Source organism: Acinetobacter sp. CAU_H_60 (assembly GCF_058599385.1).
Genome location: NZ_CM178653.1, coordinates 1 through 26,436, shown reverse-complemented (window position 1 = coordinate 26,436; position 26,436 = coordinate 1). Strand labels below are relative to the sequence as shown.

The following is a 26,436-nucleotide window of genomic DNA, read 5'->3' as shown; positions in this document are numbered from 1 at the left end:
CGTTCATCCCTACAAGTAGGATGAGCAACAGATTGTGATGATTACTCATCACTCTCATACAGTTGGCATCTCGTAGATTTAACTACCGTACAGCTTCAATTAGATTCATATACCAAAACGCTTGATTCAGTTAATTTCGCTAGTTCTCATTCAATCACTTCAACAATCAATCTTGCGATCTCTTGTTTCCGCTCTTTCATGAGTATGAACAAATTATTTCAACTCAAATATATTCTGTTAATGATTTAATGCATCCTCGTCGGACTGCATTACTGTGATAAATCACAGAGGTTAATAACAATGCCGCGCATTATACGCCGCTTTCTTACTAAGCTCTATAAGCTATCAAACCGTTTGACTAAGGCTTAACCTCCAAGACAACTACGCGATCACTTCGTGATCTTGTCTTGCATACTTTTTAAAAGCAGTGCTTTAAAAAGTATTCTGGTGGAGACTAGGAGAGTCGAACTCCTGACCTCCTGCGTGCAAAGCAGGCGCTCTACCAACTAAGCTAAGTCCCCAGCTTATCAATAAGTCAATGTATCGTATTACTGCCTGCGCACTCACTTTCGTTCGTTAGCCTTGCGTTCGGGCAAAACATGTTTTGCTGACCCTCACTCAAGTAGTGGTGGGTCTGACAAGACTTGAACTTGTGACCCCACGCTTATCAAGCGTGTGCTCTAACCAACTGAGCTACAGACCCTCAGATACATCGTCATGAAGAACAACTTGTTGTGGATTCTTACCAATCGTCAATCTTTCGTTAAGGAGGTGATCCAGCCGCAGGTTCCCCTACGGCTACCTTGTTACGACTTCACCCCAGTCATCGGCCACACCGTGGTAAGCGTCCTCCCTAAGGTTAGACTACCTACTTCTGGTGCAACAAACTCCCATGGTGTGACGGGCGGTGTGTACAAGGCCCGGGAACGTATTCACCGCGGCATTCTGATCCGCGATTACTAGCGATTCCGACTTCACGCAGTCGAGTTGCAGACTGCGATCCGGACTACGATCGGCTTTTTGAGATTAGCATCTGCTCGCGCAGTAGCAACCCTTTGTACCGACCATTGTAGCACGTGTGTAGCCCTGGCCGTAAGGGCCATGATGACTTGACGTCGTCCCCGCCTTCCTCCAGTTTGTCACTGGCAGTATCCTTAAAGTTCCCACCCGAAGTGCTGGCAAATAAGGAAAAGGGTTGCGCTCGTTGCGGGACTTAACCCAACATCTCACGACACGAGCTGACGACAGCCATGCAGCACCTGTATCAGAGTTCCCGAAGGCACCAATCCATCTCTGGAAAGTTCTCTGTATGTCAAGGCCAGGTAAGGTTCTTCGCGTTGCATCGAATTAAACCACATGCTCCACCGCTTGTGCGGGCCCCCGTCAATTCATTTGAGTTTTAGTCTTGCGACCGTACTCCCCAGGCGGTCTACTTATCGCGTTAGCTGCGCCACTAAAGCCTCAAGGGCCCCAACGGCTAGTAGACATCGTTTACGGCATGGACTACCAGGGTATCTAATCCTGTTTGCTCCCCATGCTTTCGCACCTCAGTGTCAGTATTAGGCCAGATGGCTGCCTTCGCCATCGGTATTCCTCCAGATCTCTACGCATTTCACCGCTACACCTGGAATTCTACCATCCTCTCCCATACTCTAGCTAACCAGTATCGAATGCAATTCCCAAGTTAAGCTCGGGGATTTCACATTTGACTTAATTAGCCACCTACGCGCGCTTTACGCCCAGTAAATCCGATTAACGCTTGCACCCTCTGTATTACCGCGGCTGCTGGCACAGAGTTAGCCGGTGCTTATTCTGCGAGTAACGTCCACTTATCCCAGGTATTAACCAGGTAAGCCTCCTCCTCGCTTAAAGTGCTTTACAACCAAAAGGCCTTCTTCACACACGCGGCATGGCTGGATCAGGGTTGCCCCCATTGTCCAATATTCCCCACTGCTGCCTCCCGTAGGAGTCTGGGCCGTGTCTCAGTCCCAGTGTGGCGGATCATCCTCTCAGACCCGCTACAGATCGTCGCCTTGGTAGGCCTTTACCCCACCAACTAGCTAATCCGACTTAGGCTCATCTATTAGCGCAAGGTCCGAAGATCCCCTGCTTTCTCCCGTAGGACGTATGCGGTATTAGCGTCCCTTTCGGAACGTTGTCCCCCACTAATAGGCAGATTCCTAAGCATTACTCACCCGTCCGCCGCTAGGAATCAGGTGCAAGCACCCTATCCCCGCTCGACTTGCATGTGTTAAGCCTGCCGCCAGCGTTCAATCTGAGCCATGATCAAACTCTTCAGTTAAAATCATTTCGAGTTTTATAAGTAAAACTCTTAAACTTGGCTCATCAATTTTCTGACAAATATTTCTCAAATAAACTTCGAGTAATTTCTACCATTCAATCAATGAAAATAATTTCGATCAATCAACCAGTAAAAATCCACACAAGTTGTTCTTCATAATCTCTTAATGATCTTTCTAACATCTCGTCAATGCCAGAAGCTGGACTTCGATAAACTTAACAACTCAACGCTTCGCGTTTCGTTCGTTTCCGTCTATCTCGTCGGTATGAGCTCATTATAGGGCAATTTCCTACACAAGCAAGTGCTTTTAACGCACACCAATCATGACTGTTTCATTTTTATGCACCAAATTGGTTCATTTTTCTACCAATTGTTACATAAGTTCATAATATTCCAAAGAAAATACAAACAAAACATTTATGTTTTATTTTTCACTTACTTTTTCACGCTTGGTGTTTTAATGGTCACACTGTTGATTTTTACGGCTGTTTTCGGAACGTCCTGATGCATGCCATAGTTCTGAGTAGGTACTTGAGCGATCTTATCGACTACCTCCATACCTTTAGTAACCCGCCCAAATACCGCATATCCAGCATTTCTTGGTGAACGGTCCAGAAAACTGTTATCTACCAGGTTAATAAAGAATTGCGCTTTCGCCGAATTAGGATCATTGGTACGTGCCATGGCCAAAGTGCCACGTTTGTTTTGCAAACCATTATCTGATTCATTCTTGATTGAAGCTTTATTATTGGCTTTTTCCTGCATGTTGAGATCAAAGCCTCCCCCTTGAATCATGAAGCCTGGAATGACCCGATGGAAGATGGTTCCTGTATAGAAGTTGCTTTTGACATATTCTTCAAAGTTTTTCACCGTAATCGGTGCTTTGTCATTAAAGAGTTCAATTTCGATATTACCGGATGAGGTTTTCATCTCAATCAGGGTATTGGCAGCAAAACTTGGCAAGCTAAATGCGATCAACGCGATAGCAGATAATGATTTTTTTAACATTTTTTAACTCATCTACTGATAAAGAAAGGTTGAGATTCACAACATATTAATCTTTCATGACTAATAATGCAGTGACCTGCCGACTAAAGACAAGAGAATAATAATGAGCCATGCATTACTACAGGAGAAAAGCGTCCATCAATTTCCACCCTGGCATTTGCAAGGGGAGGGTTTTATTCTGAATTACTGGATTACCCCTCATTTTATTCGTGAATTTCAGAGTTTTCGGATTGCGCCATCTCCACTCGGCCGTGTCGTTCAGATTCTATTAGTGCGCTATCATCATTCTCCTGTGGGTCCTTATGATGAATTACTGATTATGGATCATCCTTTAATTAGCAGACGACGTCTTTCGACTATTCCGAAAATTTATGTCTCTACTCATGAATCTATTGTGCATGGTCAGCACTTGTGGGGTATTCCTAAAGAATATGCAGAGTTTGACTGGCAAGAACAGGGACAGGAAACGATTTGTCGCATTACTCATCGTGGGCAAAGCATGACGCTTCGTCTTAAAAAACCTAAATCTCCTCGTTCTTTCTATTTAAATAGTCATCACCTTCCAAGCTCCATGCTAAAAATCAGGCAAACCTGGAAATCCCAACATTATCAGTTTAGCCCCCAATTTCGGGGTTATTTATCCAAGCTTACTCAGGCAGAGTGGCAAGATACTCAAGATATATTCCCAGATTTTTCTAAAGCTAAATATTTACAAAGCTTTTATGTGCCTAAATTTAATCTGGTCTTTCCAGAAGCCAAGATCCATAAAAAATAAAAAAGGTGTTTCACGTGAAACACCTTTTTTACATCTATTTTTGAATCAGATCTTCTTATCCAGGAATTTACGGAAATTCTTGCTGAGTTCAATGACCTGCTTTTTTGAACGTTTATGAATTGGGGTCAGATTGATAAAACCATGTGCCTGATCCGTATATTCTTGATAATACACTCGCACCCCATTCTCACGTAACTTCAATGCATAGATTGAACCCTCATCATGCAGCACATCATGACGGGCGGTAATCACATAGGCAGGTGGCAGATTCTTCAGTTCACCATAGGTCGGTGAAATCAGCGGATCGTCCAGTTCGACCTGATGTGTTTCAGCATATAGCTTGGTCACCAGATCAATATCCTGAGCTGAAAGTACCAAGCCCTGGTTATAGGCATAAAAAGAAGGATGGCGGCTTTTAAAATCGACTGCCGGATAAAGCAATAACTGTGCGCGAGGTGCATAGATTTTATCGGCACTCCGCTGCGCAACCACTGCCGCCAGATTTCCACCTGCACTATCCCCTGCCACTACAATCTGGTTTTTATAGATTTTCAGCTGCTTGATGTTTTGATGCACCCAAGCCAGAGCATCTTCACAGACCTGTACCATCTGCAAAGGACTGTATTCCGGCGTTAGCGGATAAGCCACGCTGAGTACCTGCACCTTGGCATGCACCGCCAATAAACGGCAAAATTCATCATGCGTATCCAGACCACCCACTATAAATGCACCACCATGATAGAAAATGACCATCGGCAATTTTTTCTGTGGTGCCGGATGATAATGTCGGGCAAAGATAGTGCCATTTTGCAATGGCAGACGCAGATCCTCGACTGCCTTGACCGGCGTCGGTTTCGCCTGAATAGCTTTCATGCGTTCATCAAACAGTTGACGTGACTGCACCGCATCTTCACTAATAAAACTGTGCTGTCCCTGTTTGATCTGAATCGCCATCAAGCATTTTATATAAGGATCCAAATCAGGATAGTCATAAGGATAATCCAATGCTTTTATCAGACGTTCTTGTGCAAAGCTCGGCAGGCAATCCAGCAAGCGTGCTGCAGTGCCCTGCCCCTTATCCATTACAAATTTTGTGACCGGATTATTCGCACCCATGAGTTTTCATCCTTTTCCCATAATTCTTCATTTTTTCTACATGATTAGGGTTTTAGTGACCATATTCTTATATAAGTCTTAATATCAATGTACATAGATCATCTGCCAAATACGCTAACCTGAATTTAATCAGATGTCATTGACAGTTTAAGTGAGATTTTTACAGCACTTTTGCGACTTTGATGTAGAAGTCTGTATAAAAGGAGATAGCTTATGGCGATAAAAATAATAACGGTATCCTTAGCCACTGCATTTTTAGCCGTAGGCTGTGTGGCTTTTCCTGATGATGGTTATTATGACGGACGTTATGACCGTCGCGATCGAGGTTATGACTATCGTTATGATCAAGACCGCCGCTATGACCGGCAGCGCTGGGAATACGAACAGCAGCGTAAGAGACTGGAACTGGAACGTCGCAAAAATATTCAGCAGCGTAACTGGGAACAGGAACGTCGTCGACAAATAGAACTGGACCGTCGTAAAACTCAACTGGAACGACAACGTCTGGAACAGCAACGCAAAAATCTGAGTAATCAGCGTCAGAAACAGGCGCAGGCCGAACGTAAACGTCGCCAGCAACTGGAACAACGTAAAAAAGTGGCAGAACAGCAGCGTAAACGGGTTCAGCAAAACCGCTCCAATAATCCACGCTGGAATGATCAGCGACGTAAGCAGGAACAGCAGCGACCACGTAATCGCCGCGATTAGGCAGAATATAAATAAAAAGAGAGGCTCTGATTTAAATCAGGGCTTTTTTATGGACTGAGTTTTATGGTTTTGATCTCATTCCAGTTATTTTCTTTTAATAGAAGAAATGTTTTCACTCAGCATAGTCTTGATTAAGATGATCCCATCTTATAAGTCGAAAAACCGTAACAAATTTCAGGCAAAAAAAAAGGCTTATCTAGAGAAAAGATAAGCCACGAAAACACATTTCTAAAAAAGAGAAGAAACTACAGCGATAGAATCTGAAATGAATAATATAGCGTTGCTCATTTTTTGTGTAATACTTTATTGCTTAGTTATTAATCGCTTTTATGTCTAAAAAATAATCTGGACAAAAAAAAGCCGGACCATGTGTGAGGTATCCGACTGGAAAAAACAGCTTAAAAAATAAGGCAACAGCAACCTGGTCCAGCTCTCTCCTCAGAACAAGGCCGCTGTTAATGATGCTATGATGCACCTGTTCTAAAAATATTTAAAACAGATAAAAATTATTATTTCTATCTAAAAATACGATGCTGCTTTTATGAAAGTCATTAAATCTAAATAAATCCTAAAATTAATCTGTACTTGTGCTTGAATTTTTTACCCCTGCCCCGATTTCTTTAAATAATTAAAAATTTCAATCATGGCAGTTCAGTATTAACGCAGTTAACTCTGACGCCCAAGGACTGTACATGTTTAAAAACCCATTTAAACGGAGTAAATCAATGGCAACTGAGCAGAACGAACAAGTTCAAGATCTTGAGCAAGAGCAAGTGACACAAGAGGTAGAGCAAACTCAAGCTGAACCTGAACAAGTAGAAGTTACCGTTGAATCTTTACAAGAGCAGATTGCACAACTTGAAGGTGACTTAAAGTTAGAAAAAGCACGCACTGCCAATGCAGTTTACGAAGCACAAAAAAGTGTAGAACGTATTCAGCGTGAATCAGAAAAACATAAAGACACTGTTCTGGAAAAGTTCTCTAAAGAGCTGCTAGATACAGTAGATAACCTGGAGCGCGCGATTGTTGCTGCAGGCGAAGAACAGGGCCCGTTACGTGAAGGCGTAGAACTGACGCTGAAAGCGTTGCTCAATACACTAGAGAAATTTGGTGTAGTCGCAGTTGATACCGCAAATGGTTTTAATGCAGACCTGCATCAGGCAGTCGGTATTGATCCAAATGCTAAATCTAATGAAATCGGTACAGTCTTGCAAAAAGGCTATGCCCTCAATGGTCGTTTATTACGTCCTGCAATGGTCATGGTTGGCGCTTAAGCGAAATAAATCGGGAGTTTGTGAAATTTTTTCTAAAAATTTACTTGAAAAAAATTGAACGGCTCTCATATCGGATAACAAGTGTAAATCACAAAAAAATTTTTGAGGAAACATCCAAATGGCTAAAATCATTGGTATTGACTTAGGTACTACAAACTCATGTGTTGCAGTACTTGAAGGCGATAAAGTTAAAGTTATCGAAAACGCTGAAGGCGCACGTACAACTCCATCTATTATTGCGTACAAAGATGGCGAGATCCTTGTTGGTCAATCAGCTAAACGCCAAGCGGTAACCAACCCTAAAAACACATTATTCGCGATCAAACGTCTGATCGGTCGTCGTTATGAAGACCAAGCGGTACAAAAAGATATCGGTCTGGTTCCTTACAAAATCCTGAAAGCTGACAATGGTGATGCTTGGGTTGAAGTAAACGACAAGAAACTTGCTCCACAACAGATCTCTGCAGAAGTTCTGAAAAAAATGAAGAAAACTGCAGAAGACTACCTAGGTGAAACAGTCACTGAAGCGGTGATTACTGTTCCTGCTTACTTCAACGATGCACAACGTCAAGCAACTAAGGATGCAGGTAAAATTGCAGGCCTAGAAGTTAAACGTATCATCAACGAACCAACTGCTGCGGCACTTGCGTTCGGTATGGACAAGAAAGAAGGCGACCGTAAAGTTGCGGTATACGACTTGGGTGGTGGTACTTTCGACGTTTCAATCATTGAGATTGCGGATCTTGATGGCGACCAGCAAATCGAAGTGTTATCAACTAACGGTGATACCTTCCTGGGTGGTGAAGACTTCGATAATGCATTGATCGACTACCTGGTTGAAGAGTTCAAGAAAGAACAAAACGTGAACTTGAAGAACGATCCACTTGCGTTACAACGTCTGAAAGAAGCAGCTGAAAAAGCAAAAATCGAGCTTTCTTCTTCTAACGCAACTGAAATCAACCTTCCATACATCACTGCAGATGCGACTGGTCCTAAACACTTAGTGATCAACGTAACTCGTGCAAAACTTGAAGGTTTAGTTGCTGATCTTGTAGCTCGTACCATCGAGCCTTGTAAGATTGCGCTGAAAGATGCTGGTCTTTCAACTTCTGACATCTCTGACGTAATCCTGGTAGGTGGTCAGTCTCGTATGCCACTTGTACAACAAAAAGTACAAGAATTCTTCGGTCGTGAACCACGTAAAGACGTGAACCCGGACGAAGCAGTCGCAATGGGTGCTGCGATCCAAGGTGCGGTATTGTCTGGTGACAAAACTGACGTACTTCTTCTTGACGTAACTCCACTAACTCTTGGTATTGAAACCATGGGTGGCGTGTTGACTCCAATCATTGAGAAAAACACGACGATTCCTGCGAAGAAATCTCAGGTGTTCTCAACTGCTGCGGACAACCAGCCTGCTGTAGACATTTCAGTTTACCAAGGTGAACGTAAAATGGCTCAACAAAACAAATTGTTGGGTAACTTCCAGTTAGGCGACATCCCACCTGCTCCACGTGGTGTGCCACAAATTGAAGTATCGTTCGACATCAACGCGGATGGTATCTTGAAAGTATCTGCGAAAGATAAGAGCACTGGTAAAGAGCAATCGATTCAGATCAAAGCAAACTCAGGTTTGTCTGATGCTGAAATCGAAGCAATGATCAAAGATGCTGAAGCGAATGCTGAAGAAGACCGCAAGTTCGAAGAACTGGCTAAAGCACGTAACGAAGCGGATGCGTTAGTTTCTTCTGCTCAAAAAGCAGTAAAAGATCTTGGCGAACAAGTGACTGCTGACGAAAAAACTGCAATCGAAACTGCGGTTTCTGAGTTAGAAGCGTCTACGAAAGAAAATGATGTTGAAGCAATCAAAGCGAAAACTGAAGCATTGCAAAATATTATTATGCCGATCACTCAACGTGCTTATGAAGCAGCTCAAGGCCAAGGCGGTGCACAAGGTTTCGATCCTAATGCATTCCAAGGCGGTGAAGGCCAAGCTCAAAAAGCAGATGACGGCGTAGTTGATGCTGAATTCACTGAAGTAAAAGATGACAAAAAATAATTTGTCATTTTGAGAAAAAGGCCGCATTTTATGCGGTCTTTTTTTTTGCTCAATGCATAGGCAATAGAATCTTTTTTAATTAAACTATAATGAAATAAATAACTTAAAAATAAAAACGTATGCAGAATTTTATTAAGCTTTTTCTTCTGGCTTCCGGGCTTGCGATCATGCTGCTCTACCCGATGGGCAATCTGCTTCTGATCTTACCGCCGAATGTGGTACTCGCGCCTTTTAATTACCTGCAAACCTTCGGAATTGAAGCTTCTTTTTCCTTAGGCTTTCTGATTGCTATCATTGTGTTGCTGATTCTGGCTGTACCTCAGCGCTATCCTTCCGGAAAAGGTTTTATCATTCTAGGTATTGGATTGCTGAGCTATATTATTTTCCAGATCTTTAAATCTGAAATCACACTGTATGCCTTTAATCACCAAACCAGACATTCCTATAACCTGAAATATTTAATTGAATTTATGATCTTCTTATTGAATGGTATAGGCCTTGGCTTTATCTATCATTCCAATATGCCAAGACAGGTTGAGCAATGGAAAGGCAAAAAATCATAATCTGGCCTGAGCAGAACCGTGCATAAGCACGGTTTTTATTGCCACTCTTTATCGCTCTGACGCTAGGATTTTGCTGTTTTTTTAGCTACATTGAGCCAAACAATATTTAAAAAAATACTATGCGTCTTTTAAGCTTTCTGGGGATTGTCGTTTTCATTGTGTCACTGTTTTTGCATCTACAAACTAAGACCCATCCACAATTAAAATTTAATTCCCTGGCTGACCGTTTGACCCATCCTTTTGATACCCGCTTACGTTTCCGGATTGACCAAGTCGATCCCGGTTTTGGCTTGACCCGTGATGAGGTCATTCAATTAAGTCAGGAAGCGATTCAGATCTGGCATGAAGGAACCAATCGCGATGATCTGATGGTCTATGATGAGAATGCTCAGCTGGCCATTCAACTGATTTATGATCAACGCCAACAGGACTATGAAGCCTTTAAAAAGGTCGAAAAAAAGTTACTTGCCGATGAAGCCAGATATCAGCGTGAAGTCAGCAATCTGCAAGTTTCACAGAAAAATCTGGAAGATCAGCAGCAACGACTGATCCAGCAAAAAAGTCAGCTTGAGTTTGAATTTCAAACCTTATTGCAACGCCGTCAACAGGCCAGCTCATCTGCCGAGCGTGAACAGCTTCAGTATGAGATGGAAATGCTCAAGCCTAAACTGGAAAGTTTTAAGCGCGAATATGCTTATCTTCAAGAACAGCTATCCTCGTTTAACCAGCAGGTTTCTGTTCATCAAAACAGTGTGCAAAGCCATCAGCGAAATATCCAGCAGGCCCAGCAGCGCTTTCCCCCACGCCAGTTTCATAAGGGTATTTTTATGGGAGATAAGATCCAGATTTACCAGTTTGATGCCAAAGATGATTTACTTTTAACTTTGGCACATGAGCTGGGCCATGCCTTGGGCCTCTATCATCATAATGATCCGGAAGCCTTGATGTATCCGGTATTGGGTGAACAGAATCTGCAAGATTTCAAACTGCGTCCGGCAGACAAGACCTTGTTGTATACTCGATAAAATTCAGGTTTTAATTCCCTATATTATTTATGTGTTTAGGCTAGTAAAAATACAACCCGGTTTCATTTCATGTTATTGTGAAGAACAGTAGGACGTCTTAGGCCAACTTTCTTGGAGATTCATGTGAGTTACTACCATATTTTAATTGAAGTAAATGACCACATTAGTACGATTGATGAAACCCGTGATATCGAGATCTTTGATATCGAGGATATTCAACCTTATCTTCATTCAATTTTGCTGCCTTATTTCAATGAACAGCTGATCGAGCTGGATGATGAAAATCTTGAATTTAAGGATATTTTGCATCTGCAAGTGAAACAGACCTTATTGCCGATCAATGACTTGATTGAGGAAGAACAGCGTCTGTTGCCGAGCGATACGGACATTACCATTACAGCCTACGAGATATTTAATAACCGTGAACTGAGTCAGGATGTCACTACAGTGATTTTTGACTTGCTTGAAGCGGTCAAACTGGAAAGCTAAGCTTTCTTCAGATATAAAAAAGTCCTCATACGAGGACTTTTTTATTCAACTTGATATGTATTAGATCGAGAATGAAGATCCACAACCGCAAGTAGTGGTAGCATTTGGGTTTTGTACCACAAAACGTGAACCTTCTAGGCCTTCAACATAGTCAACCACTGAACCAACCAGATATTGATAGCTCAGAGAATCGACCAGCATTTTGACATCGCCATTGACGAATTCTGCATCATCTTCATTTTGGCTTTCCGCAAAGTTAAAGCCATAAGAGAAACCTGAACAGCCGCCACCGGTGACATACACACGGAGCATTAAGTCTTGGTTACCTTCACTGTCACGCAACTGGCGTACTTTATTTGCGGCATTGTCGGTGAGCACAAGCGCTTGAGCATTCATGGCGGATTCCTCTGTTGAATGGAATGTCTTTAAAAAGAAAAGACCATATTTCAAGTATAACACACTCAATATATGGTCAGTCTGTACAGATTAAAAGTCAAATCAGAGTAATTTTATCAGGATTGTTTATAGTTCTCATCCTGTAATGCACATTCGAAGTTTTTCGGATTCTGCTTGCAGCGGAATTGCCAGAGTAACTTCATCATGCGTTTGTCATAAATACCCCGTTTGGTCAGATCAATCCGCGAATCACGCATCAGCTTTTGATAACCTGGTTTATCTGCTTCAGGAATATCCATCCAGTATTTAGATGGAATATCTGCCTTCATTTTACCTAAAATTCCAAAAGCACGTGGTAACTGGCTCTTCACCCATTCACGTGATTTTTGTCCATATCCTACCGGGAATTTATCTGGACGAATAATAATATTACCGGTGACCTGCAATACCGGATAATTCACAATAGCACCCTTGCTACCCAAACCTTTATGCAGCTCTAGCGGTTTAAATACGGCAGCCGGCGCGCCAATAATGTCGACCTGGCCATTGTTAAATTTAGAGCCAAAGTTGGTCACATCGGCGCTGACTGCCTGTGCACCCACCTGCTGAACCATGATTTTTTGTGCTTCGTCATAGTCGAGTACAGCAATTTTTTTACCTGCTGCTTTCGCCACAGTATTAATACTCCGGTCATTGACCATCAGGAAGGCATCACCTACCGGAATCACCCCTGCGACTTCATACTTGCCTTGAACCATGAGCTTGGCAAAAGTCGGACTCGCGAGGCCTTGCATCACTTTAACTGCCAGGTTCAGATCTGGAATTGCACCAATCGCATCGAGCGAACCGGTAAAACGATTGAACTGACGGCCGCGCATACCAGTGACACTGATCCCGTCACATTTACCGGCTTTAAAATCTTCTGCGACGACGGCTTCATTGGTATTTACCCTGAGCTCGATATCAGCGCCCCAATTTTTTGCGGCCAGCTGATAGTCTTTCATTACGGCATAGACGTCGCCATTTTTGCCGACCAGATCGAATACACATACCACCTGTTTTGCCTGAGCCAGACCTGAAACTGCCACGAGTGCTGCACCTACAGCCAGGGCTTTCCATCCTCTCTGCATCATTTTGCTTTCCTTGATTGCCTTGTTTTTGTTATCTGCTTTAAGTGCTACATGTTATTGTTTTTTATACTAAACATGAAAGCATTATTTTTAATCAGCTTAACTGCTTTGCCGTGATCTGCAATGGCAGATCTGACTTTGTTTAATATAAAAAAAGCTTAGATAAATCTAAGCTTTTTTCCTTAAAAATCAAATTATTCGCCAGAAAGTGAACATTCAAAGTTGGCTTTATCGACAGAGCAACGCGCACGTTTCAGTACTGACATCATGCTGGCATCATAGATTCCACGCTTGGTCATATCCATACGCCCTTCACGTAATAGCTTCTGGTACTTGGTTTTGTCTTCCGCGCTCAGATTCAGCTTATATTTCGCTGGAATACCGGCTTCCAGACGATTGATCATCGCCATGCTCTTAGGCAGATTTTTAATGAACCAGTCACGAGACTTCTGACCAAAACCAGCCGGGAATTTTTCCGGACGAATCACAAAGTCAGAAGTGACATGCAGTACCGGGAAGTTAAACATGGCACCGCTATTGCCCAAACCTTTATAGATTTCGAGTGGCTTATACGCATACGCCGGTGCGCCCACCATATCGACCTGACCATTATTAAACTTGGCCACGAAGTTGGATACATCAGACACTACAGCCTGAGCACCTACACGTTGAACCATGATTTTTTGCGCATCATCATAGCCAAGAACAGCAAACTTCTTGCCTGCCGCTTTTTCAATGGAGTTAATGTTTTTGTCACGTACAAAGATAAAAGCTGAACCTAATGGCGCAATCCCAGCCACCTCATATTTTTTACCGCCCATGGTCGTAACCATTTTAGCGGCATTACGCTTATCCAAAGCGAAGCTAATCGCACGCTGTGCAATGGCATTACTTGGAGCACCACCTAAGGCATCGATTGAACCGGCAAACTTGTTGTATTGACGGGCACGCATGGCGGTCATGAATACACCATCACATTTGCCAGCCTTAAAGTCATTGTCAGCGACGGCCTCATCCTGACGGGCGATCAGATTAATATCTGCGCCCCAGCCTTTTGCTGCCAGTGCCCATTCCTGAGCCATCTGGAAAGACTCGCCAGATTTACCAAGTAGGTCAAACACACAGATATCGACCTTTTCTGCATGTGCCACACCTGCAAAACCAAATGCAGAAAATGCAGCCAATGATAAGAGTGTTTTTTTCATTTTAGTTATCCTTTGAAACCTTGTTGTTAGCTGAGTGTCCGTACACGCGTCAAATATTAAGCAAATTTATTTCAAAAAAATAGAGCATTTACTCCAGATAAAAGTCATTTTTTGGCCTATAAAGATAAATGAGCTTTATCCAATTTCCTTTATCTAATTTTTTTATAAATATATCAGTATCTTAATGTTTTAACTTGGCTACTTTGAATTACATTTCATTCGCTGTAGTTACAAAGATATACATGATTTTAAAATTATTCACCACTGATTGAGCATTCGAAATTAGTTCTTTCTACAGTACAACGTGCCCGTTTTAATACTGTCATCATGCCAGCGTCATAGATGCCCTGTTTGGTTAAATCCATGCGTCCTTCACGCAGAATTTTTTGATAACTGACCTGTTCCTCACGGCTCAGGTTCAGAATATATTTACGCGGGATTTCTGCTTCCATACGTTTCACCATCGCGAAGCTACGGGGTAACTGCTTAACAAACCATTGTCGGGAATTGGCTGCAAACTGTTCCGGAAATTTATCCGGTCGAATAATCAGATCTGCTGTGACATTGACCACCGGAAAGTTAATCATGGCTCCTTTCTGCCCCAGTCCTTTGGTCACTTCAAGAGGTTTAAAGGCATAAGCGGGTGCTGCCACAATATCCACTTCACCCTGATTAAATTTACGGATGAAATTAGAAATTTCCGAATTCACCGGTACGGCTTCTACCCGGTTCACCATAATCGTTTGGGCATAGTCATAATGTAGAACCGCAAACTTCTTGCCTTTAATATGTTCCAACTTATTCATATTACGATCACGGACAAAGATATAAGCAGGACCAATCTGGCCAATACCGGCTACTTCAAATTTTTCCTTGCCGATCTGGGTGGTCATCCGTTTGGTATTACGTTTATCCAGCACATAACTCACCGCTTTCATGGCAATATCATTATTAGGAACGCCGCCAATCGCATCAATCGAACCGGCAAATTTGTTATAAGCTCGCGCGCGCATGGATGTCATATAGAAGCCATCGCATTTTCCGGCTTTGGCATCCTGATCGACTTTGGCTTCGTCCTGATAAGCAATCAATTGAACCGTAGCCCCCCACTGCTTGCTGGCTAATGCCCATTCTTCCAGCAGTTTGAAGGATTCACCCGATTTCCCCAGTAAATCAAATACACAGACATTGACTGGGGCAGCATGTGCACTCGAAGCCCATAGGCCCAGTGCAGATAAAATTAAAAATCCTTTTTTCATTTTTATTCTACTCAATATTATTATGAACCTTGATGGCTCTATCTTTCGGTTTTTAAACAAAATAGAGTATTTACTCAAAACATAGTTCATCATATATGAATCTATAAATTTTTAAAGCCTGAACAGGATAAACTGCAACGAAGATTTTTTGTTTTCTTCCGGCTTTCCATTAGAATAGCAGCATTCTCTTTTGCCCTTGTTAGTAAGTTCAATGATTCAGTTAGACCAAGTTTCGTTACGCCGTGGTGGGCGAGTGTTATTTCAAAAAGCCTCCATGCAGCTTCATCCCGGCTGGAAAATTGGTTTAACCGGCGTGAATGGCGCAGGAAAATCTACCCTGTTTGCGGCTCTTTTAGGTGAGCTCAGTGCAGATGAGGGTTCGCTAACCCGTCCATCCGTTTGGACCGTAGCGCATATGGCTCAGGAAATTAAAGCCTTGGATATGCCAGCCATTGATTTTGTTCTGTCAGGCGATGAAGAGTATTGGGATATACAGGCTAAATTAGCGCATCCGGAACAGCTGTCCGATGCAGAATTGGCACAGCTACATGGCCGTTTTGACGAGATTCATGGCTATTCTGCTCCATCTAAAGCAGCACAGTTGATGGCTGGTTTAGGCTTTATGGATCATCAGATCCGTCTGGATGTTTCCAGCTTTTCAGGCGGTTGGCGGATGCGTCTGAATCTGGCCCGTACCCTGATGAGCCGTTCAGATCTGTTATTACTGGATGAACCAACCAACCACTTGGATCTGGATGCAATTTTGTGGCTCGAAGACTGGTTAAAGGCGTATGAAGGCACTTTGGTGCTGATCTCGCATGACCGTGATTTTCTGGATGCCGTGACGGATCATATTCTGCATATTGAGAATCAGGAACTCACCCTCTATACCGGTAATTATTCAACTTTTGAAGTAACTCGTAGTGAACGTCTGGCGCAACAACAACAGGCCTTTGAGAAACAGCAGGAAGCCCGGGCACATCTACAAAAATTTATTGACCGTTTTAAAGCCAAAGCGACCAAAGCACGTCAGGCCCAAAGTCGGATTAAAATGCTGGAGCGCATGCAGGATCTCGCCCCTGCTCATGTCGATACACCTTTTACCTTCAGTTTCCGTGAACCGACCAAAATGAGTTCACCACTTCTGGCCTTGGAACAGGCGGAAATTGGTTATGGCGATAAATCGATTGCCAGCAAAATTAACCTGCAAATTACTCCAAATTCACGTATCGGTTTACTGGGAATGAATGGTGCAGGTAAATCAACCCTGATCAAAACCTTAGTCGGAGATCTGCCCTTATTAAATGGTCAACGTAAGGCCTCAGAATTACTCAATATCGGTTATTTTGCTCAGCACCAGATGGATGCTTTGGATGCTAATGCTAGCCCAATGCTGCAACTGGCACGCATCGCCGATCCAAAAATCAGTGAAGCTTCTTTACGTTCTTTTCTCGGCAGTTTCGGTTTTAGCGGTGAGCGCATGGATACCCCATGTGAGAGTTTCTCTGGGGGTGAACGTGCCCGTTTGGCTTTGGCTTTAATTGTTTGGCAGCGTCCAAATGTACTGATTCTCGATGAACCGACGAACCATCTGGATCTGGATATGCGCCATGCCCTGACTATGGCTTTGCAGGATTTTGAAGGTGCGGTGGTACTGGTCTCGCATGAACGTCAATTGATTGCGACAGTATGTGATGAATTGTTGTTAGTACATGCCGGACATTGTACTGAATTTGAGGGCGATCTGCAGGACTATGCCAAATGGTTACGTGAAGCGCGTCAACAGCAGATCAATGCGCAGAATGCCTTGGCCAAAGCACAGGTAGTAGAAACAGAAGCTAAACCTGTGGTTGTCGCCAAAGTAGATAAGGAAGCACAGCGTAAACTGGCTGCTCAGCGTCGTGAGCAGACTCGTCCAATTCGCAAGAATATTGAAAAATGTGAAGCGCAAATCGACAAGTTACAACCGCGTCTGGCAGAAATTGAAGAATTGCTGGCAGATAGCGCTTTATATGAAGCTGCACGTAAAGATGGCTTGCTGAAACTCATGAACGAGCAAACTGAACTGAAACAGAAACTGGAAACTGCCGAAGAGCAAATGTTAGAACTGATGATGGAGCTGGAAAGTTTGGAGCAATCTTTTCAGGAAGGTTAAGTTTTAAACCTTGATTCAAATCTTAGAGATTAGCTGCAACTGGAGCTAATCTCTTTTTTTATACTTTTTATATATTGCTCTCTCCGTCTTTTCCCTCATTTCTTCGTCGAAACCGTTTTTGACATATTTTGTAGTGAATTACGCAAATCCTATATAGGTTTATTTTTTAAACACTCGGATGTCTTATTTCATACATTAATTTACAACGATTTCTTGGCGCATAAGGCTCTAATAAAAGTGTTTTTTATTTTTGGCAGCCTTGATACGAGTCTGTTTAATGTTGAACTAGAGAGAGGAAATCCGCATGCGTGCTCTTACCTATCATGGTGCTCGGGATGTACGAGTTGAATCCGTTCCAGATCCAGTGATTCAGGAACCAGATGACGTCATTTTAAGGGTGACAGCGACTGCCATCTGTGGCTCAGATCTGCATCTATACCGGGGTAAAATTCCGGCTACTGAAGATGGCGATATTTTCGGCCATGAATTTATGGGAATTGTAGAAGAAGTCGGCCCTGAAGTCACAGAAGTCAAAAAAGGCGACCGGGTCATTATTCCTTTCGTGATTGCATGTGGTCACTGCTTTTTCTGTGAACATGAACTGATGGCTGCCTGTGAAAATACCAATACCGGCCGTGGTGCAATTATCAATAAAAAACAGATTCCACCAGGTGCGGCTCTGTTTGGTTACAGCCATTTATATGGCGGTGTACCAGGCGGACAGGCAGAATATGTCCGTGTACCTAAGGGTAATGTAGGACCGTTCAAAGTACCGGGATCATTACCGGATGAAAAAGTCCTGTTCCTGACCGATATCTTGCCTACTGCATGGCAGGCTGTAACCAATGCCCAGGTCACTCGCGGTTCCAGTGTTGCAATTTATGGGGCTGGTCCGGTTGGTTTACTGTCGGCTGCCTGCGCACGTATGCTGGGCGCAGAGCAAATCTTTATGGTCGATCACCACCCTTACCGCCTGCGTTTCGCCCATCAAACTTATGGTGCTATTCCGGTGAATTTTGATGAAGTGGATGCAGCTGAATATATCATTCAGAATACTGCCGGTCATCGTGGTGTTGATGCCGTCATTGATGCGATTGGTTTCGAGGCCAAAGGCAGTTTGCTTGAAACTGTGATGACCAATCTAAAAATTGAAGGTTCGAGTGGCTTTGCCCTACGTCAATGTATCGCCGCAGTACGCCGTGGTGGTGTGGTGAGTGTACCAGGCGTATATGCGGGTCCAATTCACGGCTTCCTGTTTGGTGATGCCTTTGATAAAGGACTGACCTTTAAAATGGGTCAAACGCATGTACATAAATTCCTGCCACAATTACTTGAATATGTAGAAAATGGCCAGCTGTCTCCAGAAGTGATTATTACCCATCGCATGAAACTGGAAGAAGCTGCAGAAGGCTACCGTATTTTCGATAAACGTGAAGAAGACTGTCGCAAGATTATTCTGACGCCATAAATACAATGGTTAAAAAAATAGAAAGCGCCGTTAGGCGCTTTTTTTTATTTTTACACTTATTTTATAAATCGTATTTTTTCTATTTTCAGTTTCTAAAAGCTCAGATCTATTGCCTGTTTATCAGATGAACTGGCACTAGGTCATGTGATGACCAAACTTAAAAAAGAATTAAGCTATAGGAGTAAAAGTTAAAAAATCTATAACCCTATGATTCATTAATAAAAAAATGAAAGTTCACTTGATTATTAAACCAATTATGTAGTTTAGCTACAATGAAGATTTTTATAATTAAAATATGTTCCACGCTGATTATTAATTAAATCTACAATATCAAAATAAAGCATTAATTTTTAAGTTATTTATATAATTTTTCATTAAAAACAGATAAAAATTCATCTGGACTGGTTGCTGTTAAAGAACATAGAGGATATGGCTCTAATCAAGCTTTTAAATTCAAAAACCTATTTTAAATTTAAAAGCACTTATCCACAAGATACAGAAATTAAATTTGAATTTAAAAAATGAGAGATAAGAAAGACAATATGACTTGTGGATAAATACTATCTTATTCACATAAAAAATATGGATAACTTTTCAGTTATCCACATGATTGATCAGGGTTTAAGCAAGATTTAAACAACACTATTCAAATATTTTTAGAAAATTTCGAATTAACTTGATAAATCATCGAAAGTTTAGGATTTCAAAAATCTAAGTTCTAGAATTTTCCATTCATCCTCTAGCTTCCAGACCTCCTGAAGACGCTGTTTATTATGTTCCAGTCCAATTAAGATCCGGCATTCGGTCTGATCTTCATTGTACTCGTATTCTTCATATTCTATGTCTGGCTTCAGCGGTTTCCATACGCCGTTTTGTACCGCATGAGCAATCCGGTCATAACGCAGATAACTTCCTTCTACGCGGCCTTCCTGTTCAAAAACCACCTGAAAGTCCTGATGTTCATAGTGGCGTAGCACATCATAGTCACCACTGTAGAATGCATTGGCCCAGATCTCACGTATTTCTTCAAGCTGGCTATCCATGGATAAACCTCTTTATAAATAAGACTAGATTCTACTGAACCAGGCTTTTTTGAAACCTAATATCAGCGGATCATTGGTCTAAAAACTACTTAGATTAAAATTATTCTAAACAGTTCATCCGGCATTAATAGAAAATTTACGTAAAAAAAGCGCCTTAAAAGGCGCTTTTTCGTTTCGATTTATTCCGATGGATCAGGTATCAATATCAGCATTCAAGGCATTTTCTTCAATGAAGGCACGACGCGGTTCCACATCATCTCCCATCAGACAAGAGAACATGCGGTCTGCTTCAATCGCATCCTGTACCGTCACTTGTAGCATGTTACGGTTTTCCGGATCCATCGTGGTTTCCCACAGCTGGTCCGCGTTCATCTCACCCAGACCTTTATAACGCTGGATCATCATGCCGCGGCGAGAGTCTTGCAGAATGTGCTGCCAAACCTGATGGAAGCTGCTGACCTGAATCTTGCGCTCACCTTTTTGTAAATAAGCACCCTCTTCAAGCAGCGTGAACCAGCTTTTCGAGTTTTTCAGTAAACGCGCATATTCACTTGAGCTGAGCAGACTAGCATCTAGCAGATAATGATGCGGCAGGTTATGCACATAAATCGTAATCCGTGGCAACCAGCTTTCTACTGTCTGACCATCAACGTCTTTTTCAAAACGTTCCAGGCTCAATTCAGGACGTAAACTTGGCTGGATTTTTTCAATCGCTGCACGCAGGTCTTCACCCCAGGTTTCCACATACGCTTTATCTTCCAGCTGATCTAGCTTGAATGCTTCCAGTGAAATCAAGGCATCCAGCAAGCTTGCAGGATAACGTACAGTTAAACGTGCCAGACTCTTCTGTGAAGTTTGATAATCGGTAATCACATTGGCCAGAGCTTCACCACGAATTGCAGGGGCATCGGCACTGATATGCAGTTCCAGCTCATCAATCGCATTCGAAATCAGGTAAGTTTCCAGTGCATCATTGTCCTTGATGTACTGTTCCTGTTTGCCTTTTTTCAGCTTGTACAACGGTGGCTGCGCGATATAGATATGACCACGCTCGACCAGCTCCGGCATTTGACGGAAGAAGAAAGTCAGCAACAATGTACGGATGTGTGAACCATCCACGTCAGCATCGGTCATGATGATGATTTTGTGATAACGAAGCTTGTCCGGGTTATATTCTTCACGACCAATACCACAGCCGAGTGCCGTAATCAGCGTACCCACTTCTGCAGAAGAAATCATACGGTCAAAACGGGCACGTTCCACGTTCAGGATCTTACCTTTTAGCGGCAGAATTGCCTGCATCTTACGGTTACGGCCCTGTTTTGCAGAACCGCCCGCAGAGTCACCTTCGACCAGGTACAGTTCAGATAAAGCTGGATCTTTCTCTTGGCAATCCGCCAGTTTACCTGGAAGACCAGCGATATCGAGCGCACTCTTACGACGAGTCATTTCGCGTGCTTTACGCGCCGCATCACGGGCACGCGCTGCATCAATGATCTTGCCTGCAATTGATTTAGCCGCCTGTGGATTCTCTAACAGATATTCAGAGAATGCCTTGTTCATAGCCTGCTCAACGGCAGATTTCACTTCACTCGATACCAGTTTTTCTTTGGTTTGTGAAGAGAATTTCGGATCAGGCACTTTTACTGACACAATCGCAGTCAAACCTTCACGCGCATCATCACCTGAAACCACAACTTTTTCTTTTTTCAGGATATTTTCACTGTCCATATAGTTATTTAAACCACGGGTCAGTGCTGCACGGAAACCGGCTAAGTGAGTACCGCCATCCTTTTGCGGGATGTTATTGGTAAAGCAGCGTACATTTTCCTGATAAGAATCATTCCATTGCAGTGCAACTTCCACACCAATGCCATTTTCCGCCTGAGTGGTGAAATGAAAAATGTCATTCAGGTGGGTTTTACCCTGATTAATGTACTTAACAAACTCAGCCAAACCACCTTCATAGTCAAAAATGTATTCGGCATTGATACGTTCATCACGTAATACGATTCGTACACCTGCATTCAGGAAGGACAGTTCACGTAAACGACGTGCCAAAATATCGACATTAAAAATGGTCTGGCTAAAGGTTTCAACACTTGGCCAGAAACGCACGCGAGTACCGGTCTTATCGGTCTCACCCACCACTTTTAACGGGAATTGTGGATCACCATGACGGTATTCCTGTTCATGGATTTTACCAGCGCGATGAATGGTTAATTCCAGTTTTTCTGACAACGCATTTACTACGGATACACCTACACCGTGCAGACCGCCAGAAACCTTATAGCTGTTATCATCAAACTTACCGCCAGCATGCAGGATGGTTAGAATCACTTCTGCAGCAGACACGCCTTCTTCAGGGTGAATGTCGGTCGGAATACCACGGCCATTGTCCGATACTGAAACTGATTCATCTTCATGAATAGTCACTAAAATTTCATCACAGTGACCTGCCAGCGCTTCATCAATCGAGTTATCTACGACCTCGAAGACCATGTGGTGTAAGCCGGTACCATCGTCTGTATCACCAATGTACATGCCTGGACGCTTACGTACTGCGTCTAAACCACGTAATACCTTGATGCTAGAGGAATCATAAGCTTTTTCAGTGGTTTGTTCTGTTTGAGAAGCAGCTTGATCTTCTGAACTCATGGTTTCTCCCTAGTGAAATATAGGTTTATCCAAAGATAGGTAAAAATTTAAAAACTATTGCACAACAACTTGAACTGTACCGTTTTCAACATTGAATAACTGATATGAGATAGACAGATCATGTAGGTGCTTTTGTACTGATTCATGGTCTAAGGTGGTAATAAAAACTTGACTACCAAGCTGGCTCAATCGCTCAATTAAACGTTGTTGTGCGGTTAAATCTAATTCTGCTGTCACATCATCTAATAATACCACAGTTTCCTTATTACAAGAATGCAGCATTGCGATTTGCGACAGTTTAAGTACCATCATTAAAAGCTTTTTTTGTCCGCGAGATAAGATCACATCGGCATCACCCAAAGGGGTCTTGAGACGCAAATCTGCGCGATGTGGACCATATTCGGTATAGCGCCGTTCTACATCTTTATCATGATGATTAGTTAGGTCATTCAGCAGGCCATGTTCACTGTGAAAGCCGGGACTGTATTCCAGAGAAATCTCCAGATCCGGTAATAGATGCTTGAGATCATCCTCAAAAAAGGGCTTCCACTGTTCCACGATGCCGACACGCTGGGAGTGCAAAATCTCACCATATTCACTCAGCATCTGGTTCCACGGTTCCAGATCAGACAAACTTAGAAAACGTTTGGATTTAAGCAGACTGTTCCGCTGTTTTAGGGCCCGTGAATAATATTGCCAGGCATGATAAAACTCTGGTTCCACGTGGAACATTAACCAATCCAATAGCTGACGACGTGGTTTGGCACCATGATCGATAATATCGGTACTTTGTGGATCAAGCAGTTGTAAGGGTAACATTTTGGCAAGCTGGCCTTGAGTCGCAATGGCATCACCATTCACCTTGATCAACTGTTCCCCGCTGGCCATTTTTTGCATGCCGACTTTTTCAGTTTCTGATTGGGCGAACACAATCGCATCCGAGGCGCCATGCTGAATGTAATTTTTCGGGATATGGGTACGAAAGGAACGTCCTGCGGCCAGTAAATGAATAGCTTCCAGTACTGAAGTCTTGCCTGAACCATTCTGGCCATAAAAAACATTAAACGGTTGCAATCCCTTGAGTGCAACCGTTTCTAAATTTCGTACACGTTCAATATAAAGACGCGTAATATGCATAGCGTTGGCTTAGCTCAGCTGTCGCTTAGACACGCATTGGCATCACGACATAGGTCTGATCGGTATGAGATGGATCCTGAACCAGCACAGACTGATTCGCTTCAGTCATGGTCATTGATACATCTTCACCATCTAGTACACCTAGCACTTCAATCAGGTATTGCGCATTGAATGACATTTCCAGTGGTGCATCTGCATATTGGATGGCTAGATCCTCAATCGCCTCATCCTGTTCTGGGTTATTGGCACGAAGTTGTAATGAACCGGCATTAAAGTTCAGGAATACGCCACGCAGTTTTTCATTACTCAAAATAGCCACGCGTTGTAAAGATTGCTTGAACACGTCATGCGCAATAATCACATTCTTGTCGCCACCACGTGGAATCACACGGCGGTAGTCCGGGAATTTACCGTCAATCAGTTTCGTGGTGAAACGAACCGTAATATCGGCCTGTTCTTTATCACGGCTGGCCATACGAATGGTCACATTCAATAATTCACGGCCAATCAGCAGAGAAAGCTGCTCATCTTCAACGCTTAATAAACGTTGCAATTCAGCGACTGCCTTACGTGGAACAATCGCCTGAATCGGTTGAGTTGCTGTCGATTGTGCTGCTGTTTCACATAGTGCCAGACGGTGACCATCTGTCGTTACCGCACGAAGCTGATTGGCATCAATTTCAAGTAAAGTACCAGTCAGGTAGAAACGTACGTCCTGCACTGCCATGGCGAAAGCCGTTTTTTCAAACAGACGTTTTAATTCGCGCTGAGTCACAGTCACTTGCGTGCCTTGGGTATTTTCGGTATTCAGTAATGGATAGTCATCTGCAGGCAAAGTACCGAGCACAAAACGACTATTTCCAGATTTCAGAATACAACGCTGGTCATCGGTAATTTGCAGGTCGATCAGGGCTGATGATGGCAGAGATTTACAGATATCAATCAGCTTACGTGCTGGAACAGTGGTTTCACCGGCTTGCAGACATGCACCTTCAGCCAACTGGGTGCTAGCAACCAGTTCTACTTCCAAGTCGGAACCAGTGACGGTCAAAGCTTCAGCAGTCACCTGGATTTTCAGGTTTGAAAGAATATTTAAGGTATGGCGACGTTCAACCGCTCCTACGACATGTGAGAGAACATTCAGTAAGCTTTCTTTCGCGATTTTTAAACGCACGGTACATTCCTCTAAAGCTGAAGATTAATAAGATAAAAGTTGAATTTTTAGCAGTTAACTATGCGGCAAAACAGGCCGCATAGCAAGAACAGAATTTGAGCGTTTTAGGTCAACTCTGCAACAGGCGTTGCAGGTTTTTATAGTCCTCATTGAAGATCGGATCTTCCTCGCGCAGGCTCTGTACTTTTTCGCAGGCATGCATGACTGTACTGTGATCTCGACCACCAAAAGCCATACCAATTTCCGGGAAACTGTCGCCGGTCAGTTCACGTGCCAGACCCATTGCGAGCTGACGTGGACGAGCATAAATACGGGTACGTTTGGGACCCACCAACTCTTTAAGCGGAATGCGGAAATATTCACTCACGACACGCTGGATATTTTCAGTACTGATGGTACGGGCACGAATTGCGAGGACATCTTTCAAAGACTCACGTACCACATCCAGATCAATCGGCGTTCCTTTAAAACGCGAGATCGCTACCACTTTGTTTAGCGCACCTTCAAGTTCACGTACGTTCGCCACTACTTGTTGGGCGATAAATAGCGCACAGTTACGTGGTAAATCTACACCGGTGTTCTCGGCTTTTTTCAGCAAGATTTCAATTCGGGTTTCGATATCCGGTGGTTCCACACCCACAGAAAGGCCCCAGGAAAAACGTGAAACCAGACGTGGATCCAGTTCGGTCAATTCTTTAGGATAACGATCCGAGGTCAGGATAATTTGCTTCGATTCATCCAATAGCGCGTTAAAGGTATAGAAAAACTCAACCAGACTGGCTTCTTTACCTGCCAGCAAATGAATATCATCGACTAGCAAAAGATCCAGTGAACGGCAGTTTTTCTTAAACTCTTCAACCTTGCCCTGTTGTAGGGAACTGACAAAATCCTGCACAAAGCTTTCCGCAGTCATATACATCACGCGGGCATTGGGTTTTGCCTGTAATAATGCATTCCCGACGGCCTGCATTAAGTGGGTTTTACCTAGACCAGTCGGACCATATAAAAATAGCGGGTTATGCTGTGAAGCCCCAAGTTGGGTTAACACCTTACGGCAGGTTTCAGCCGCCATCTGGTTAGAACGGCCTTCAACAAATAACGAGAAGGTAAATAAAGGGTTCAGCTGACGTTTACGGCTATTTTTGCCTGAATCTTCTTTTTCTTTTTTAGGACGCGGCGCTGGCGCAACCACAGGTGCAGATTCCAAAGCCGCTGTTGTCGTCGCTGGTTGTTCACTGGCAGATAAAATTGCACCCGGACGCGAATCCACCAGAATTTCAACTTTACGTACGCGACCTTCAGACAGCTGTTCGGCCAAAATCGAAATCAGTTCCAGATGATGCTCTTGAATGTAGCGCGTCCAATACGGATTAGGTGCATAAAGACGCAGGGTATCGTCCAGCTCTTCCGCAACCAATGGGCGAATCCACATTGTAAAGACATTTCCAGAGAGCTCTTGTCGCAAGCGATTTAAGCAGTCTGTCCAAAGCAT

Annotated in this window: 20 protein-coding genes, 2 tRNA genes and 1 rRNA gene; 9 read left to right on the top strand and 14 right to left on the bottom strand. The window is 43.2% G+C overall.

Annotated elements, in window-relative coordinates; genetic code table 11:
* Positions 1-445: 445 nt before the first annotated feature.
* The 4 genes from AC4MBN_RS00115 to AC4MBN_RS00100 form a co-directional block, all read right to left on the bottom strand.
* A tRNA-Ala gene (locus tag AC4MBN_RS00115) sits at positions 446-521 on the bottom strand.
* Between the two features lie 105 nt (positions 522-626).
* Positions 627-703: transfer RNA gene (locus tag AC4MBN_RS00110), tRNA-Ile, on the bottom strand.
* A gap of 61 nt (positions 704-764) precedes the next feature.
* A 16S ribosomal RNA gene (locus tag AC4MBN_RS00105) occupies positions 765-2,302 on the bottom strand.
* A 435-nt stretch (positions 2,303-2,737) separates the two neighbouring features.
* Positions 2,738-3,310: a peptidylprolyl isomerase gene (locus tag AC4MBN_RS00100; RefSeq protein ID WP_302700185.1), complete on the bottom strand. Its 573-nt coding sequence runs from the start codon at positions 3,308-3,310 to the stop codon at positions 2,738-2,740.
* A gap of 103 nt (positions 3,311-3,413) precedes the next feature.
* Between AC4MBN_RS00100 and AC4MBN_RS00095 the strand changes: the two genes are divergently transcribed.
* Positions 3,414-4,085 (top strand): acetoacetate decarboxylase family protein, encoded by a 672-nt coding sequence (locus AC4MBN_RS00095; RefSeq protein WP_419365823.1) that lies wholly within the window; start codon positions 3,414-3,416, stop codon positions 4,083-4,085.
* A 45-nt stretch (positions 4,086-4,130) separates the two neighbouring features.
* On the opposite strand, the gene AC4MBN_RS00090 is transcribed toward AC4MBN_RS00095, so the two are convergent.
* Complete coding sequence (locus AC4MBN_RS00090) at positions 4,131-5,201, bottom strand: alpha/beta hydrolase (RefSeq protein WP_491880453.1); 1,071 nt, start codon at positions 5,199-5,201, stop codon at positions 4,131-4,133.
* 213 nt (positions 5,202-5,414) lie between these two features.
* Between AC4MBN_RS00090 and AC4MBN_RS00085 the strand changes: the two genes are divergently transcribed.
* From AC4MBN_RS00085 to AC4MBN_RS00060, 6 genes are all read left to right on the top strand, one after another.
* Positions 5,415-5,909: a hypothetical protein gene (locus tag AC4MBN_RS00085; RefSeq protein WP_180014787.1), complete on the top strand. Its 495-nt coding sequence runs from the start codon at positions 5,415-5,417 to the stop codon at positions 5,907-5,909.
* A gap of 725 nt (positions 5,910-6,634) precedes the next feature.
* Entirely contained in the window at positions 6,635-7,183 is a 549-nt protein-coding gene (grpE, locus tag AC4MBN_RS00080; RefSeq protein WP_419365824.1) for a nucleotide exchange factor GrpE, read from the top strand.
* Between the two features lie 118 nt (positions 7,184-7,301).
* On the top strand, positions 7,302-9,242 hold the full coding sequence (gene dnaK / locus AC4MBN_RS00075) for a molecular chaperone DnaK (RefSeq protein WP_104426786.1): 1,941 nt from the start codon (positions 7,302-7,304) through the stop codon (positions 9,240-9,242).
* Between the two features lie 119 nt (positions 9,243-9,361).
* Entirely contained in the window at positions 9,362-9,805 is a 444-nt protein-coding gene (locus AC4MBN_RS00070) for a hypothetical protein (RefSeq protein ID WP_004780368.1), read from the top strand.
* 119 nt (positions 9,806-9,924) lie between these two features.
* The gene (locus AC4MBN_RS00065; protein WP_419365825.1) at positions 9,925-10,830 is read left to right on the top strand and encodes a matrixin family metalloprotease; all 906 of its coding nucleotides are present in this window, start codon (positions 9,925-9,927) and stop codon (positions 10,828-10,830) included.
* A 111-nt stretch (positions 10,831-10,941) separates the two neighbouring features.
* A complete protein-coding gene (locus AC4MBN_RS00060; RefSeq protein WP_162835342.1) occupies positions 10,942-11,319 on the top strand; it encodes a hypothetical protein in 378 nt (125 codons plus the stop codon).
* 60 nt (positions 11,320-11,379) lie between these two features.
* Here the strand turns inward: AC4MBN_RS00060 and erpA are convergent, their stop codons facing one another.
* The 4 genes from erpA to AC4MBN_RS00040 form a co-directional block, all read right to left on the bottom strand.
* Complete coding sequence (gene erpA, locus AC4MBN_RS00055; RefSeq protein ID WP_004780362.1) at positions 11,380-11,715, bottom strand: iron-sulfur cluster insertion protein ErpA; 336 nt, start codon at positions 11,713-11,715, stop codon at positions 11,380-11,382.
* Positions 11,716-11,831: 116 nt separating this feature from the next.
* Complete coding sequence (locus tag AC4MBN_RS00050) at positions 11,832-12,845, bottom strand: putative solute-binding protein (RefSeq protein WP_491880974.1); 1,014 nt, start codon at positions 12,843-12,845, stop codon at positions 11,832-11,834.
* A 194-nt stretch (positions 12,846-13,039) separates the two neighbouring features.
* Positions 13,040-14,050 carry a putative solute-binding protein gene (locus tag AC4MBN_RS00045; RefSeq protein WP_004780360.1) on the bottom strand — a complete coding sequence of 337 codons (1,011 nt, stop codon included), beginning with the start codon at positions 14,048-14,050 and terminating at the stop codon, positions 13,040-13,042.
* Positions 14,051-14,304: 254 nt separating this feature from the next.
* Entirely contained in the window at positions 14,305-15,309 is a 1,005-nt protein-coding gene (locus tag AC4MBN_RS00040; protein ID WP_180004174.1) for a putative solute-binding protein, read from the bottom strand.
* A 211-nt stretch (positions 15,310-15,520) separates the two neighbouring features.
* Between AC4MBN_RS00040 and AC4MBN_RS00035 the strand changes: the two genes are divergently transcribed.
* The gene (locus AC4MBN_RS00035) at positions 15,521-17,464 is read left to right on the top strand and encodes an ATP-binding cassette domain-containing protein (protein ID WP_419365827.1); all 1,944 of its coding nucleotides are present in this window, start codon (positions 15,521-15,523) and stop codon (positions 17,462-17,464) included.
* A gap of 304 nt (positions 17,465-17,768) precedes the next feature.
* The gene (locus tag AC4MBN_RS00030) at positions 17,769-18,932 is read left to right on the top strand and encodes a zinc-dependent alcohol dehydrogenase (RefSeq protein ID WP_159124281.1); all 1,164 of its coding nucleotides are present in this window, start codon (positions 17,769-17,771) and stop codon (positions 18,930-18,932) included.
* A gap of 695 nt (positions 18,933-19,627) precedes the next feature.
* On the opposite strand, the gene AC4MBN_RS00025 is transcribed toward AC4MBN_RS00030, so the two are convergent.
* The 5 genes from AC4MBN_RS00025 to dnaA all read right to left on the bottom strand — a co-directional run bounded on the left by AC4MBN_RS00025 (position 19,628) and on the right by dnaA (position 26,436).
* Positions 19,628-19,975: a hypothetical protein gene (locus tag AC4MBN_RS00025; protein ID WP_180014798.1), complete on the bottom strand. Its 348-nt coding sequence runs from the start codon at positions 19,973-19,975 to the stop codon at positions 19,628-19,630.
* Between the two features lie 192 nt (positions 19,976-20,167).
* On the bottom strand, positions 20,168-22,633 hold the full coding sequence (gene gyrB / locus AC4MBN_RS00020) for a DNA topoisomerase (ATP-hydrolyzing) subunit B (protein WP_419365830.1): 2,466 nt from the start codon (positions 22,631-22,633) through the stop codon (positions 20,168-20,170).
* A gap of 54 nt (positions 22,634-22,687) precedes the next feature.
* Entirely contained in the window at positions 22,688-23,770 is a 1,083-nt protein-coding gene (gene recF, locus AC4MBN_RS00015; RefSeq protein WP_491880452.1) for a DNA replication/repair protein RecF, read from the bottom strand.
* A 25-nt stretch (positions 23,771-23,795) separates the two neighbouring features.
* A complete protein-coding gene (dnaN, locus tag AC4MBN_RS00010) occupies positions 23,796-24,944 on the bottom strand; it encodes a DNA polymerase III subunit beta (RefSeq protein ID WP_416657096.1) in 1,149 nt (382 codons plus the stop codon).
* A 109-nt stretch (positions 24,945-25,053) separates the two neighbouring features.
* Positions 25,054-26,436: a chromosomal replication initiator protein DnaA gene (dnaA, locus tag AC4MBN_RS00005; RefSeq protein WP_004780349.1), complete on the bottom strand. Its 1,383-nt coding sequence runs from the start codon at positions 26,434-26,436 to the stop codon at positions 25,054-25,056.

Coding starts and splice junctions, on each gene's coding strand:
- AC4MBN_RS00100 (WP_302700185.1), bottom strand. CDS start 3,310: ATGTTAAAAAAATCATTATCTGCTATCGCGTTGATCGCATTTAGCTTG.
- AC4MBN_RS00095 (WP_419365823.1), top strand. CDS start 3,414: ATGAGCCATGCATTACTACAGGAGAAAAGCGTCCATCAATTTCCACCC.
- AC4MBN_RS00090 (WP_491880453.1), bottom strand. CDS start 5,201: ATGGGTGCGAATAATCCGGTCACAAAATTTGTAATGGATAAGGGGCAG.
- AC4MBN_RS00085 (WP_180014787.1), top strand. CDS start 5,415: ATGGCGATAAAAATAATAACGGTATCCTTAGCCACTGCATTTTTAGCC.
- grpE (WP_419365824.1), top strand. CDS start 6,635: ATGGCAACTGAGCAGAACGAACAAGTTCAAGATCTTGAGCAAGAGCAA.
- dnaK (WP_104426786.1), top strand. CDS start 7,302: ATGGCTAAAATCATTGGTATTGACTTAGGTACTACAAACTCATGTGTT.
- AC4MBN_RS00070 (WP_004780368.1), top strand. CDS start 9,362: ATGCAGAATTTTATTAAGCTTTTTCTTCTGGCTTCCGGGCTTGCGATC.
- AC4MBN_RS00065 (WP_419365825.1), top strand. CDS start 9,925: ATGCGTCTTTTAAGCTTTCTGGGGATTGTCGTTTTCATTGTGTCACTG.
- erpA (WP_004780362.1), bottom strand. CDS start 11,715: ATGAATGCTCAAGCGCTTGTGCTCACCGACAATGCCGCAAATAAAGTA.
- AC4MBN_RS00050 (WP_491880974.1), bottom strand. CDS start 12,845: ATGCAGAGAGGATGGAAAGCCCTGGCTGTAGGTGCAGCACTCGTGGCA.
- AC4MBN_RS00045 (WP_004780360.1), bottom strand. CDS start 14,050: ATGAAAAAAACACTCTTATCATTGGCTGCATTTTCTGCATTTGGTTTT.
- AC4MBN_RS00040 (WP_180004174.1), bottom strand. CDS start 15,309: ATGAAAAAAGGATTTTTAATTTTATCTGCACTGGGCCTATGGGCTTCG.
- AC4MBN_RS00035 (WP_419365827.1), top strand. CDS start 15,521: ATGATTCAGTTAGACCAAGTTTCGTTACGCCGTGGTGGGCGAGTGTTA.
- AC4MBN_RS00030 (WP_159124281.1), top strand. CDS start 17,769: ATGCGTGCTCTTACCTATCATGGTGCTCGGGATGTACGAGTTGAATCC.
- AC4MBN_RS00025 (WP_180014798.1), bottom strand. CDS start 19,975: ATGGATAGCCAGCTTGAAGAAATACGTGAGATCTGGGCCAATGCATTC.
- gyrB (WP_419365830.1), bottom strand. CDS start 22,633: ATGAGTTCAGAAGATCAAGCTGCTTCTCAAACAGAACAAACCACTGAA.
- recF (WP_491880452.1), bottom strand. CDS start 23,770: ATGCATATTACGCGTCTTTATATTGAACGTGTACGAAATTTAGAAACG.
- dnaA (WP_004780349.1), bottom strand. CDS start 26,436: ATGCTTTGGACAGACTGCTTAAATCGCTTGCGACAAGAGCTCTCTGGA.